This is a genomic window from Streptomyces sp. BF23-19, assembly GCF_041106355.1.
GTDB classification, from domain to species: Bacteria; Actinomycetota; Actinomycetes; order Streptomycetales; family Streptomycetaceae; genus Streptomyces; species Streptomyces virginiae_A.
In genome coordinates, this window is sequence record NZ_JBGBPT010000039.1 from 22,746 (window position 1) to 35,863 (window position 13,118).

Sequence of the window (13,118 nt, forward strand, 5' to 3'; positions counted from 1 at the left end):
GGACCTCGGCGCTGCCCGCCGCCCGTCGGCACAGGGCGGTGCGAGGATCGGGGCATGCGCAAAGATCCCCTGTGGTGGACGGGCATCGGCTGTGCGCTGCTCGCGGCGGTCCTGACGGCGCTGGTGGTGGCGGGATGGCGACCCCTGCTCGCGTACGACGAGCGGGTCGCACGGGATCTGCACGCCCACGCCGTGACCCACCCGTCCGTCACGTGGTTCATGCGGGTGCTCAGCGACTGGGTGTGGGACCCCTGGACCATGCGGGCGCTGGCGGCGGTCGCCTGCGTCCTGCTGTGGTGGCGGGGCGACCGGAGGCGGGCGCTGCTGGTGGCCCTGGTGACGCTGGCGGCGTCGGTACTGCAACAGGGGCTGAAGCTACTGGTGGGGCGGGATCGTCCGGTGTGGTCGGATCCGGTGGACTCGGCGCAGTACGCGGCCTACCCGTCCGGCCACGCCATGACGGCGACGGTGGTGTGCGGACTGCTCCTGTGGCTGCTCCCCCGCCCGCCTCCGGGCCGGGCGCCGGGCGCCCGCGTGGTGGCCGCCTGGAGTGTGGCCGTGGTCTCGGTGCTCGGGGTCGGCTTCACCCGGGTGTACCTCGGGGTGCACTGGCCGTCGGACGTGCTGGCGGGCTGGCTCCTGGGAGTGGCCCTGGTGGCTCTGGCGACGCGCGTGCCGGTGCGCGAAGGCGGATGCGACCCGGTGGAGCGGTGAGGGTACGGCGTGCCTGCCCTGGATGATCCCCCGTGTCACCCAGAGCAGGCGACCCCGTGCGCTGAGTATATTGGCCGGTAGCCAGTCAACGCAGGAGTAAGCATGTCCCCGCGCAGCGCATCGGTCAATGAAGAATTGCGCAGACGTTCCCGGGAGCGGCTGCTGCAGTCCACGGTCGAACTCGTGGCCGAGCACGGCTACGAGGCCACGACGCTCGGCGACATCGCCGACCGGGCGGGCGCGGCACGCGGCCTGGTCTCGTACTACTTCCCGGGCAAACGGCAGTTGCTGCAGTCCGCGGTGCACCGGCTGATGCACCTGACCCTCCAGGACGCCCTGGAGCGGGAGCCCCGCAGCGAGTGCGGGCGCGAGCGGCTCGCGCGTGCCCTCGACGCCGTCCTGGGGCTGGCCCGGGACGAACCCCTGCTGATGCGCACGCACATGGCGGGCATCCTGACGGCCGAGGGCTTCGTGCAGTGTCCCGAGCAGCAGCGGTTGGCGGAGCTGCTGCGGGACACCGTCGTGCGGTACGGCTCGGCGGACCCGGACACGGACTATCCGCTGCTGCGGGCCCTGTTGATGGGCGCGGTCGTGGCGATCCTGCTGCCCGGGGCCCCGATGCCGGAGCAGCGGCTGCGGGCGGAGCTGTTCCAACGCTACGGGCTGGACTGGGAGCTCGGAGTCCCGCCGGACGGCGGGCCGCCCGGCGGAACGTTCCCCTCACAGACCTGGCGCCCGTAGCACCCCGGACGCTGCCGAGGTCAGTGGTACTCGGGCTGGGTCTGTACGTTGAGCCGGTCCATGCGCACCCGCGTGGCGTTGTCGGTGCGCCGGTCGTCGAGCCTCAGCACGTCGAGGCCCTTGACGATGTCGTTCGAGTAGATGTGCCCGTTGTAGTAGTACGCCGACCAGGACCCGCCGAGTCCGAGCTGGTCCGTCGTCAGCGGCCCGCGCTCGAAGTAGGCGATCTCCCGGGGGCGGGTCGAGTCGGTGAACTCCCAGACGGAGACGCCGCCCTGGTACCAGGCCTGCACCATGATGTCGCGGCCGCCGCCGACCGGGACCAGCGAACCGTTGTGCGCCACGCAGTTCTCGGTGTCGGCCTGGTGGCGCGGGATCTTGAAGTAGCCGCGGAAGACGAGTTTGCGCTGGTCCCCGCGGCCGGTGATGTCGTAGATCCCGTCGGCGCCGCGGTCGGGACCGGTGGCCTCGTTGCAGGTGGCGCCGCCACCGCCGCCGAGTTCGTCGGTGAACACCACCTTGTTCGCCCGCTCGTTGAAGGTGGCCGAGTGCCAGAACGCGAAGTTCACGTTGTCCTGGACCCGGTCGATGACCCGCGGCTGCTCGGGCCTGCTGATGTCGAAGAGGATGCCGTCACCCATGCAGGCGCCGGCGGCCAGGTTCTTCGACGGCAGCACGGTGATGTCGTGGCAGCCGGTGGTCTTGGAGACGCCGGGGTTGGTGGGCGCGCCCGGGTTGCCGCCGTCGGGGAAGAGGACCGGGAAGGCGACGACCGCGGCCTTCGTCGGCGTCTTCTTCGGGACCTTCACGACCGAGATGCCGTCGTGCGGCGGCTTGCAGTCGGGGAAGGCCTCGTTCGGGGAGTACGAGGCGACGTAGAGGTAGAGGTCGCGGTCGCCCGGCACCAGGGTGTGGGTGTGCGAACCGCAGGCCGTCTCGACGGATTTGATGTACTTGGGGTTCTTCTTGTCCTTGATGTCGAAGATCTTGATGCCCTCCCACGAGGACTTCTCCGTGGCGGGCTGCGAGACGCTGTTGCAGGAGTCGTCGCTGCGCGAGGAGTCGGTGGAGAGGAAGAGCAGGTCTCCGTGGACGGAGATGTCGTTCTGGCCGCCGGGGCAGAGCACCTGGCTGACGGTCTTGGGCGCCTTCGGGTTGGCTATGTCGTAGATGGTGAAGCCGCTGTAGCTGCCCGCGTAGGCGTACCTGCCCTGGAAGGCCAGGTCGGTGTTGATCCCCGTGGGGTCGGTGCTGGGGATGTTGGCCAGGGGCTTGACGTTGGCGCTGTGCACGATCTCGTCCTGGCCGGGGATGTCACCCGGGGCGAGTTCCCGGCCCTCGGCGAGGCCCGCGTCGTGCTGATGCGCACTGCTGGGCGTTAAGTCGCCCGGGTCGGGGGTGGCGGCGGCCGGTCCGGCTGCCGCCAGGAGCGTGGCGAGGAGACCGGCCGCGGCGACGGCCACCCCCATGCTCCTGTTGCGTACCCGCCTGCTGTGGAGCGAGGTCACTGTGCCCTCCTTTGAGAGCCCGATCGGTTCCGCCCGTGAGGGAGCGGAACCAGGACCCCGGCAGTATCTTCCCTTCATGGACATGGCAAAAGCCCACGGGGTCCTCCGCACGGTCTTATCGGCGCGGCCCGGCCGGTTCGCCGGGACGGTCGCGGCCGCGGTCGTGACCGCCGGCCTGCTGCTGACGCTCCCCGGCTGCCAGGGGGACGACGGATCGGACCGGGCCACGATCGTCGCCCCGGGCGGGCCGGGCGAGAAGGCCCGCCACCTCACCCCGGAGGAGGCCGCGAAGGCGAAACCCGACGACAGCCCGAACGCCGCCGACCACACGTACGTGTCACGCATGATCGAACACCACCGGCAGGCGCTCACGATGAGCGCCCTGGCACCGGACCGGGCCGCCTCGGACGGGGTCAAACGGCTGGCGGAGCGGATCACGGCGGCCCAGAAGCCCGAAATCGGCGCGATGGAGAAGTGGTTGGCCCGCCACCCCGCCACGACCATTCCCCCGACCACCGCCGCGCCCGCGGCACCGGCGGCGGGCCATGACCACGGCGCGATGCCGGGGATGGCGACCGAGCAGCAGCTGGCGGAGCTCACCGCGGCCAGGGGGACCGACTTCGACCGGCTCTTCCTGAAGCTGATGACCGCCCACCACGAGGGCGCCGTGACGATGGCCGGCGAGGCCCTGGCGGGCGGGAACAACGTGGCCGTGGAGGAGATGGCCACCGAGGTGGTGGCCACCCAGAGCGCCGAGATCCACCGGATGCGCGCGATGGGCTGACTCCGCGAGGGGCCGGTGTCATGCTGGGACCACCTGCGGGAGGAGCTCCGCCGTGCTTCGTGTCGCTGTCGTCGGATCGGGCCCCAGCGGGGTCTACGCGGCCCAGACGCTGGTGCAGCAGCGCGAGGTGCCCGGGGTACGGGTGGACGTGCTGGACCGGCTCCCCGCCCCCTACGGGCTCGTCCGGTACGGGGTCGCCCCGGACCACGAGAAGATCAAGTCGCTCCAGGGCAGCCTACGCACCGTGCTGGAGGACGAGCGGATCCGCTTCCTCGGCAACGTCGAGGTCGGCGGGGAGGCGCTGCCCACCGACCGGCTGCTGGAGCTGTACCACGCGGTGGTGTACTGCGTCGGCGCGGCCCGGGACCGGATGCTGGGGATCCCCGGCGAGGAGCTGACCGGGGTGCACTCCGCCACGTCCTTCGTGTCCTGGTACAGCGGGCACCCGGACGCCGCCGCCGAGGCCTTCGACCTGCCCGGCGTGGACGCGGCGGTGGTGGTCGGGGCCGGCAACGTCGCGGTGGACGTGACGCGGATCCTGGCCCGGGGTACGACCGAACTGGCGCCGACGGACATGCCGCAGCCGGCGCTCGACGCGCTCGCGGAGAGCGGGGTGCGCGCGGTGTCGATGGTCGCCCGGCGCGGTCCCTCGCAGGGCCGGTTCACCACCAAGGAGCTGCGCGAACTGGGCACGCTGCCGGGGGTGGACGTCCGGGCCGATCCGGCCGAACTGGCCCTCGACCCCGTGTACGCCGACCCGGTGGCGGCCGCCGCCCTGCCGGCGGTGGCCCGGCGGAACCTGGAGGTGCTGCGCGGCTGGGCGCAGGCGCAGCCGGGCGGCCTGCCGCGCGGCATCGCGCTGCGGTTCTACCTGCGCCCGGTGGAGATCCTGGGCGGGCCGGACGGCCGGGTCACCGGGATGCGCTTCGAGCGCACCGCCCCGGACGGCCGGGGCGGGGTGACCGGGACGGGCGTGCACGAGGACGTCGCGGCGCAGTTGGTGCTGCGCTCGGTGGGGTACAAGGGCGTTCCGCTCGCCGGGCTGCCCTTCGACCCCGCGAAGGGTACGGTCCCGCACGCGGCGGGCCGGGTGCTGCGCGCGGGCCGGGCCTCGGTCGGCGAGTACGTGGCCGGCTGGATCAAGCGCGGCCCGACCGGGGTGATCGGCACGAACCGGCCCTGCGCCAAGGAGACCGTGTCCGCGCTGCTCCAGGACGCGGGGGCACTGGTCCGGCGCGACCTCCCGGGGGATCCGCTGGACGCCTTGCGGGCGGCGGGTCTGCGCCCGGTCCGGTGGCCGGGCTGGCTGGCCATCGAGGCGGCCGAGGCCGACCTGGGGCGCTCCCTGGGCCGACGCTCCGTCAAGATCCCCGACTGGCCGGGCCTGTTGGGCGCGGCGGACCCGGGCTGATCCGGGAGACGGCCGAGGTCGTGTCCCGCGCAAGTACTTCCGAGTGGTCCTGCGGCCGGAATGCCCTCGTGCGGGAGTGTCGCCGTCCCGGCCGTCGTGCGCGGGCCGATCATGTCGCTGGAGCGAAGGCCCGGAGCAGCACGCGGATGGAGTGGCATGGCACCGAACGGATTCCGCCGGTCATGGGACGGGTGGCGGCCCTGGGTCCTCGGGGTGGCGACAACGGCGCTGCTGGTTTCGACGCCCTCGTACGCCGCGGCGGCGGCCGCGGAGGTCACGACCGTCCGGAACCAGCCGGGCAGCGCGAGCCGTGCCGCCGAGGATGCCGCCCGATGCCCGGACCACTGCGAGGGCCCCGGTGTGCCGCTCGGTGACGTCACGGTGATCAAGGAGGACGGGGCGACCGGCAACCCCCTGGCAGGCGCCAGCTTCCAGCTCTGGGAGGAGACCAACGGCATCCCGGGCCTCCAGTCCACCGGCGGTGACCCGGACACCGGGATCGGTGACCCCTGCACCACCGGAGCCGACGGGACGTGCACGCGCACCCTGCCGACCGGCGTCTACTACTGGCAGGAGACCCAGGCCCCGCCCGGCTACGACCTGCCCGCCGACCCGGTGTTCGGCCCCCTGGTACTGACGGAGGAGAACATCGCGGAAGGCGTGACGGTGACCGCCGAGAACACGCCCACGCCCGTGACCGCCGGTGAGGTCGCATGACCCGCCCCTCACGGACCCGGTCAGGGGCGGATGCCGCACCAGCTCACGCGCCGCGGCTCAGGAGGTGAGCCGGGCCGCCTCGGCCGCGGCCGCCGCCAGGACGCTGTCGAGGAGGCCGGGGAAGAGTGCCTGGAGTTCCTCGCGGCGCAGGGCGTTGAGCTTGGTGGTGCCGCGGTAGGCCTGGCGTACGACGCCGCTCTCGCGCAGGACGCGGAAGTGGTGCGTGGTCGTGGACTTGGTGACCGGCAGGTCGAAGGAGGAGCAGGCCAGGTCGTCGGCCGAGGCGGCCAGGTCCAGGACGATGGACAGCCGGACCGGGTCGGAGAGCGCGTGCAGCACGCCCTCCAGGCGGATCTCTCCCTCCTCGGGGTGGGCGAGGGTGCGGGAGGTGTCCCGTTCCGTCATGTCCCTGCTCCACTCACTCGGTCGGTGTGTTCCGGATGCCGCGGACCTCATCGTACGAGAGTCGTCGAAGAAGGCGGGCGGGTCGGGGAAACCGGCGGTACGGCTCCGGGGCGGGGCCGCCGGAGCCGAAGCCGCGTCACCAGGAGCGGTGGTACTGCTCGGGCGTACGGACCTCCCCGCCCAGTTCCTTGGCCGCGCGGCGGGCCCAGTACGGGTCGCGCAGGAGCTCCCGGCCGAGCAGGACGGCGTCGGCCTCCCCGTTGGCGAGCACCTTCTCGGCCTGCTCCGGCTCGGTGATCAGGCCGACGGCGGCCACGGGCAGGGCGGTGCCGGCCTTGACCCGGGCCGCGAAGGGGACCTGGTAGCCGGGGCCCACGGGGATCGTGGCGTGCGGGGCGAGGCCGCCGGTCGAGACGTCGAGCAGGTCCACGCCGTGTGCCAGCAGCAGGTCGGCCAACCGGACCGTCTCGTCGGCGGTCCAGCCCTCCTCCTCCAGCCAGTCGGTGGCGGAGATCCGGAAGAAGAGGGGGAGCTCCTCGGGCCACACCGCCCTCACGGCGTCCACGACCTCGAGGGCGAAGCGGGTGCGGTTCTCGAAGGAGCCGCCGTACGCGTCGGTGCGCTTGTTGCTGTACGGGGAGAGGAACTCGCCGATGAGGTAGCCGTGGGCGCCGTGGATCTCGACGACCTCGTACCCCGCGGCCAGCGAGCGCTCGGCGGCGGCCGCGAACAGGCCGGTGATCTCCCGGATCTCCTCGACCGTCAGCTCATGGGGTACCGGGTAGCCCTCGGAGAAGGGCACGGAGCTCGGGGCGACCGGCTGCCAGCCGTGCGCCTCGGGTCCGACCGGTCGCCCGCCCTTCCAGGTGCGGTCCGTGGACGCCTTGCGGCCGGCGTGTGCGATCTGGATGCCGGGGACGGCGCCCTGGGACTTGACGAAGGAGGTGATCCGGCGCAGTGCCTCGACCTGGGTGTCGTTCCAGATGCCGAGGTCGTAGGGGGAGATCCGGCCTTCCGGGGAGACGGCGGTGGCCTCCTGGACGATCAGTCCGGTGCCGCCGGTGGCGCGGGCGGCGTAGTGCGCGAAGTGCCAGTCGCCGGCCACGCCCGCGTTCGGCCCGAACGCCTCGGCGCTGTACTGGCACATCGGGGCCATCCACACCCGGTTCGGGATGGTGACGGAACGGAGCGTGTAGGGCTCGAACAGGGCGGCGAAGGCGGCGGGGGCAGCACTCATCAGGCTCTCCAGATACGACCGGACATGCCGGGGATCGATCAAGTACGAGAGTCACCGTACTACGAATGTCGTCGTACTACGAGACCTCTCGTACAAGCTCGTCGAGTTCCGCGCGCAGCGCCCCGGCCAGGGCCGCCAGATCCGGGACGGCGGCCGCGTCGGCGACCAGTCCGTAGTGGACCGTGCCCTTGTACGTGGAGACCGCGACGGCCAGCGACTGCCCTCGGGCCAGTGGGGCGAGCGGGTAGACCTCGCGGACCGGGCTGCCGCCGAGGGTGAAGGTGAAGCTCGGCAGCGGCACGCTGGTGACGAGGATGTCGAAGAGCAGCCGGGCGGCCTGGGCCACGAGCGGGCCGCCGAGCCGGTGGCCGAGCGGGTGGACGTGGTCGGCGAGGAGGGCGACGGCCCCGGCGCCGCGGGCGGGTCCGGCGTCCTTGTTGCGGTCCATGGCGACGCGCACGCTGTTCAGGCGGCGCAGCGGATCCGCTTCGGCGAGCGGCAGCCGGAGCAGATAGCCGGAGAGCCGATTCCCGGCGCTTCCCGAACCTGCGGGCCCGCGGCGGCGGGAGACCGGGATCAGGGCACGCGGGCCCGCGCCCCAGGGCTCGGGATCGCCCCGCCCGGCCAGCCAGCGCCGCAGGGCGCCCGCGACCAGGGCGATCAGCACGTCGTTGACGGTGCCGCCGGCGCCCTTGCGGACGAGGTTGACCTCGTCCAGGTCGAGCGCGAGGCCGGCGACCGCTCGGGCGCCCGAGCCGGTGGAGTCCGCGGTGAGGGCCGCCGGCACTCCGAGCGGCAGTCCGGCTCGGGCCACGGCGGCCCCGATCTCCAGGGCCTGGCCGACGTCCTGGACCCGGGCCGCCAGGACCCCGGGGAGCCGGCGCAGGACGGAGCCGCCCCGCTGCTCGGGGACCGGGCGCACGGGCGGCCGCGGGACCGTCGCCTCGTCGAACAGGGTGGCCGCCAGGGCCAGCGCGCCCAGGCCGTCGGCGAGGGCGTGGTGGAACTTGAAGAGGACCGCGAAGGAGTCCGGATCGGGTCCGGCCAGTACGTGCGCCTCCCACGGAGGCAGCGTCCGGTCCAGCGGCCGGGCCATCAGCGGTCCGGCGGCGGCGTGCGGGACGGCCTCGTCGGTACGGACGAGGAACACGTGCCGGGCCGGGTCGAAGCCGGGGTCGGGCGACCAGGCGGCCGCCCCGACGGGCAGCAGCACGTCGCGGATCCGGCGGCGCAGGCGGGGGACGGCCACGCAACGGGCGGTGAGCAGGCGGACGGCCCGCTCCGCGGCGCCGGGTCCGGTGGCGCGGAAGACGGCGAGGGCACCCAGGTGCATGGGATGGTCGGCGGATTCGATCCGCCAGAAGGCGAGGTCGAGCGGGGACAGGTGCTCGGTGACCACTTACGTCCTCTCGCGTGCGGCGGCAGTGACCCGAAGTCAATCCATTACGGACACCTGCATGCAAGCAACAATCATTTCGGGGCGGTAAACGATCGGTATTGATCTGCTCATCAGGATCCCCGCACCGTCCGCCGGGTCACTGTCACCGGGCGGGTGCAGACTGGCCGAAAACATACTCCGCGAGGAACGCCCGCGGAGGGCGACGAGGCCCGGAGGTGCCGGCCATGACCGACGCAGTGCTGCTCGTGGGAACCCGCAAAGGACTCTTCATCGCACGCCGCCGGGGCGAGGCGCCCTGGGAGTTCGACGGACCCCATTTCAACGCCCAGGCCGTCTACGCGGTCGCCGTGGACCGGCGGGGCCCGGTACCCCGGCTGCTGGTCGGCGGGGACAGCGCCCACTGGGGCCCGTCCGTCTTCAGCTCCGACGACCTCGGCGCGACCTGGCGGGAGCCCGCCGCGCCCGCCGTGAAGTTCCCGAAGGACACCGGGGCCTCCCTGGAGCGGGTCTGGCAGCTGCAGCCGGCCGGCCCCGAGGCCCCCGACGTGGTGTACGCGGGGACGGAACCGGCCGCGCTGTTCCGCTCGACCGACCGGGGCGACTCCTTCGAGCTGGTCCGCCCGCTGTGGGAGCACCCGAGCCGCGGGAAGTGGGTACCGGGCGGCGGGGGCGAGGGCCTGCACACGGTGATCACCGACCCCCGCGACCCGGACGCGGTGACCGTGGCCGTCTCCACCGCCGGGGTGTTCCGGACCACCGACGGCGGGGCCAGCTGGAACCCCTCCAACCAAGGGGTCTCGGCGGTGTTCCTGCCGGACCCGAACCCCGAGTTCGGCCAGTGCGTGCACAAGATCGCCCAGGACGCCGGGGACACGGACCGGCTCTACCTGCAGAACCACTGGGGCGTCTACCGCAGCGACGACGCGGGCAGCCGGTGGACCGACATCGGCGGCGGCCTGCCCTCCGACTTCGGCTTCGCGGTCGCGGCCCATCCGCACCGGCCGGACACCGCCTACGTCTTCCCGCTCAACGCCGACTCCGACCGGGTCCCCGCCGAGCACCGGTGCCGGGTCTTCCGCACCCGGGACGCGGGCGCCACATGGGAGCCGCTGGCCCGCGGCCTCCCGGCCGGGGACCACTACGGCACGGTGCTGCGCGACGCGCTGTGCACGGACGACGCGGACCCGGCGGGCATCTACTTCGGCAACCGCAACGGCGAGGTGTACGCCAGCCACGACGACGGCGAGAGCTGGCAACTCCTCGCCGAGCACCTGCCCGACGTCCTGTGTGTACGGGCGGCCACGTTCGGCCAGTAGAGTGATCCACCGTGGCAGCACGACCGTTGAACGAGATCGTCGAGCCGGGCTGGGCCCGTGCTCTGGAGCCGGTGGCGGGGCAGATCGCCGCCATGGGCGACTTCCTGCGCGCCGAGATCGCGGCGGGGAGGACCTACGTACCGGCCGGGGCCAATGTGCTGCGCGCCTTCCAACAGCCCTTCGACGAGGTCAAGGTGCTGATCGTCGGGCAGGACCCCTATCCCACGCCGGGACACGCGGTGGGCCTGTCCTTCTCGGTCGCCCCCGACGTACGGCCGGTACCGCCGAGCCTCGACAACATCTTCCTGGAGATGCACCGGGACATCGGCACCGGCCGCCCGGCGAACGGCGACCTGACCCCGTGGACCCGGCAGGGCGTCCTGCTGCTCAACAGATCGCTCACGACCGCGCCCCGACGCTCCAACGCGCACCAGGGCAAGGGCTGGGAGGCCGTCACCGACCAGGCCATCCGAGCCCTGGCCGCGCGCGGCAAGCCGCTGGTCTCCATCCTCTGGGGACGGGCGGCCCGCAACCTGCGGCCGCTGCTCGGCGAACTGCCCGTCGTGGAGTCCTCGCACCCCTCCCCCAAGTCCGCCGACTACGGGTTCTTCGGCTCCCGGCCGTTCAGCCGGACGAACGAGCTGCTGGTGGGCCAGGGTTCACAGCCCGTGGACTGGCGCTTGCCGTCAGTCAGTTGAACGTATCTGATATTCACCGGATAAATACGGACAGATGCCCCGCGGGAAGGCCCTGCCCGAACACCTTGTTCCGATAAGCCAGTAGCATGCGGCGCCATGAGCTCCCCCACTGGGCCCGCAAATGGCCTGCCCGTACGAATGCCGCGACCCCGCCAGACCGGACGGCACCGCCGGCCCGAGCCCGCGGTGGCGCCCGAGGGCGCGCCCGCGCTGGTGCTCGCCGTGCCCGGTGCCCCCTCGGCCGCCTCGCGAGGGCTCGCGGAAGAGATCATCAGCATCGGCCGCTCCGAGCTGCCGGGCCTCGACGCCCGCATCGGCTTCCTCGAAGGTGACGACGACACCGAGTTCCCGTCGCTGTCCGGCGTGCTGACCGCCGTCGCGACCGAGCGTGTCGCGCGCGCGGACTTCGCCCGCGCCGCCGGCCACGAGGTGCCCGCGCCGATCGGCCCGGACGCCGTGGTCGTACCGCTGCTCGCCGGCCCCGACAACGGTCTGCTCCGCCGGATCCGCCAGGCGCTGATGGACTCCTCCGCCGCCGCCGAGCTGGCCGACGTGCTCGGCCCGCACCCGCTGCTCGCCGAGGGCCTGCACGTGCGCCTGTCCGAGGCGGGCCTGGCCCGCGCCGACCGCGCCCGCCTCTTCACCGTGACCACCGCCGCCGACGGCATCGTCCTGGCCACCACCGGTGGCGAAGAGGCCGTACAGGCCGCCGGGATCACCGGCATGCTGCTGGCCGCCCGGCTCGCCGTGCCCGTCAAGGCCGCCGCGCTCGACCAGGAGGGCTCGGTGGCCGCGGTCGCCGAGCAGCTGCGCCGCGAGGGCTCCACGCTGCTCGCGCTCGCCCCGTACCTGATCGGCCCGGAGGCCGCCGACGGTCTGCTCGACACCGCCTGCAAGGAGGCCGACTGCGCCACGGCCGAGGTGCTCGGCGCCTACGGTGCGCTCGGCAAGCTGGCCGTCGCGCAGTACGCCGCCGCCCTCGGGATCACCCAGGACGCCGCCGCACACTGACCCACCCGTACGACGCGCAGGGCCCCCGCCGACCATGGTCACCCGTGGTCGGCGGGGGCCCTTTCGCGTGTCCCGCGCGGGCCCACGCGCCTCAGCCGAGGACCACGCAGGTGGCCGCGGGTACGGCCACCGAGCCGGCCCGGCGCGGCTGCCCGGTCAGCGGGTCCACCTCGAACCAGGTGACGTCCCCCGAGCGCTCGTTGGCCGCGTAGAGCCGGCTCCCCGAGGGATCGACGGCAAGATCGCGCGGCCACGCCCCGCCGCAGGCCACGGCACCGGTGAGCCGCGGCCTCCCGGGCCCGTCAGCCAGGGAGAGAGTGACGATCGTGTCGGCCCCGCGGACGGCCGCCCAGACGAACCGACCGTCGGGCGAGGCGACGATCGCCGAGGGATAGGCCCGTACGGCCCCTGAGGCGCCCCTGGAGGCCACCGGAACCTCGCCGACCGGTTCCAGCCGTCCGGACTCCCCGTTCCAGCGGCAGACGGTCACCTGCGGCTCCAGCTCGTGCAGTACGTACGCCACCTCGCCCGCCGGATGGAAGGCGAGGTGGCGGGGGCCGGTCCCGGCACGCAGCGCGGTCTCGGTGTGCGGCCGCGGCGCCCCGGTGGTCGGGTCGAGCGCGCAGACCCGTACCGAGTCCGTGCCGAGGTCCACGCTGAGCACCCAGCGGCCGGTCGGGTCGGGCAGCACCTGATGGGCGTGCGGGCCTTCCTGCCGGTCGGCGTCGGGGCCGGAGCCCTGGTGCGACAGGACATGGGAGGGCCCGCCGGGGCGACCGTCGGCGGCGAGCGGGAGACTGCTGACGCTGCCGGAGGTGTAGTTGGCGGTGAGCAGTCTGCGCCCCGCCAGGCTGAGGTGGGTGGGCCCGGAGCCACCGACGCGGACGGGCGCGCCGAGGGGGGCGAGGCCCGCGACGGTGGCCCGGAAGGCGGCGACCGCGCCCCGCTCGGTCTCGTTGACCGCGTAGAGCACACCGGTGGAGCGGGAGAGGGCGAGGTACGAGGGGTCCTCGGCGGGAGTGACCGAGAGCGGGGTCAGCGCCCCGGTCTTCGGGTCCACGGCGGCGGTGGTGACACCGCGGCCACCCGTCGAGGTGAACGAGCCGATGTAGGCCCGGGGTTCACCGCTGTGGTCCCTGATGTCCGTGCCGCCCACGTCGAGCCCCTTTCACCGCCG

Annotated in this window: 13 protein-coding genes; 8 read left to right on the forward strand and 5 right to left on the reverse strand. The window is 73.3% G+C overall.

Annotated features, from left to right (window positions below):
• Positions 1-54: 54 nt before the first annotated feature.
• Positions 55-714, forward strand: coding sequence for a phosphatase PAP2 family protein (locus tag AB8A24_RS22210; RefSeq protein WP_369477271.1), 660 nt, complete (start codon positions 55-57; stop codon positions 712-714).
• 102 nt (positions 715-816) lie between these two features.
• Positions 817-1,455: a TetR/AcrR family transcriptional regulator gene (locus tag AB8A24_RS22215; protein ID WP_369477273.1), complete on the forward strand. Its 639-nt coding sequence runs from the start codon at positions 817-819 to the stop codon at positions 1,453-1,455.
• Between the two features lie 20 nt (positions 1,456-1,475).
• On the opposite strand, the gene AB8A24_RS22220 is transcribed toward AB8A24_RS22215, so the two are convergent.
• Complete coding sequence (locus tag AB8A24_RS22220) at positions 1,476-2,963, reverse strand: LVIVD repeat-containing protein (RefSeq protein ID WP_369477275.1); 1,488 nt, start codon at positions 2,961-2,963, stop codon at positions 1,476-1,478.
• 82 nt (positions 2,964-3,045) lie between these two features.
• On the opposite strand from AB8A24_RS22220, the gene AB8A24_RS22225 reads away from it, so the two are divergent.
• From AB8A24_RS22225 to AB8A24_RS22235, 3 genes are all read left to right on the forward strand, one after another.
• Positions 3,046-3,747 carry a DUF305 domain-containing protein gene (locus AB8A24_RS22225; protein ID WP_328966076.1) on the forward strand — a complete coding sequence of 234 codons (702 nt, stop codon included), beginning with the start codon at positions 3,046-3,048 and terminating at the stop codon, positions 3,745-3,747.
• Positions 3,748-3,799: 52 nt separating this feature from the next.
• Positions 3,800-5,158: an FAD-dependent oxidoreductase gene (locus AB8A24_RS22230; RefSeq protein WP_328964524.1), complete on the forward strand. Its 1,359-nt coding sequence runs from the start codon at positions 3,800-3,802 to the stop codon at positions 5,156-5,158.
• Between the two features lie 156 nt (positions 5,159-5,314).
• Positions 5,315-5,875 carry a prealbumin-like fold domain-containing protein gene (locus AB8A24_RS22235; protein ID WP_369477277.1) on the forward strand — a complete coding sequence of 187 codons (561 nt, stop codon included), beginning with the start codon at positions 5,315-5,317 and terminating at the stop codon, positions 5,873-5,875.
• A gap of 57 nt (positions 5,876-5,932) precedes the next feature.
• On the opposite strand, the gene AB8A24_RS22240 is transcribed toward AB8A24_RS22235, so the two are convergent.
• The 3 genes from AB8A24_RS22240 to AB8A24_RS22250 form a co-directional block, all read right to left on the reverse strand.
• Positions 5,933-6,280 carry a transcriptional regulator gene (locus AB8A24_RS22240; RefSeq protein ID WP_328964522.1) on the reverse strand — a complete coding sequence of 116 codons (348 nt, stop codon included), beginning with the start codon at positions 6,278-6,280 and terminating at the stop codon, positions 5,933-5,935.
• Between the two features lie 136 nt (positions 6,281-6,416).
• Complete coding sequence (locus AB8A24_RS22245) at positions 6,417-7,517, reverse strand: NADH:flavin oxidoreductase/NADH oxidase (protein WP_369477279.1); 1,101 nt, start codon at positions 7,515-7,517, stop codon at positions 6,417-6,419.
• Positions 7,518-7,593: 76 nt separating this feature from the next.
• A complete protein-coding gene (locus tag AB8A24_RS22250; protein WP_369477281.1) occupies positions 7,594-8,916 on the reverse strand; it encodes a wax ester/triacylglycerol synthase family O-acyltransferase in 1,323 nt (440 codons plus the stop codon).
• Positions 8,917-9,140: 224 nt separating this feature from the next.
• On the opposite strand from AB8A24_RS22250, the gene AB8A24_RS22255 reads away from it, so the two are divergent.
• The 3 genes from AB8A24_RS22255 (at position 9,141) to AB8A24_RS22265 (ending at position 11,941) form a co-directional block, all read left to right on the forward strand.
• Positions 9,141-10,232: an exo-alpha-sialidase gene (locus AB8A24_RS22255; protein ID WP_328964519.1), complete on the forward strand. Its 1,092-nt coding sequence runs from the start codon at positions 9,141-9,143 to the stop codon at positions 10,230-10,232.
• An 11-nt stretch (positions 10,233-10,243) separates the two neighbouring features.
• Positions 10,244-10,930 carry a uracil-DNA glycosylase gene (locus AB8A24_RS22260; RefSeq protein WP_030012774.1) on the forward strand — a complete coding sequence of 229 codons (687 nt, stop codon included), beginning with the start codon at positions 10,244-10,246 and terminating at the stop codon, positions 10,928-10,930.
• Positions 10,931-11,026: 96 nt separating this feature from the next.
• Entirely contained in the window at positions 11,027-11,941 is a 915-nt protein-coding gene (locus tag AB8A24_RS22265) for a hypothetical protein (protein ID WP_328964517.1), read from the forward strand.
• Between the two features lie 91 nt (positions 11,942-12,032).
• Here AB8A24_RS22265 and AB8A24_RS22270 read toward each other — a convergent pair whose 3' ends face one another.
• Positions 12,033-13,097, reverse strand: a complete 1,065-nt coding sequence (locus AB8A24_RS22270; protein WP_328964516.1) for a lactonase family protein — start codon at positions 13,095-13,097, stop codon at positions 12,033-12,035.
• Positions 13,098-13,118: the final 21 nt, after the last annotated feature.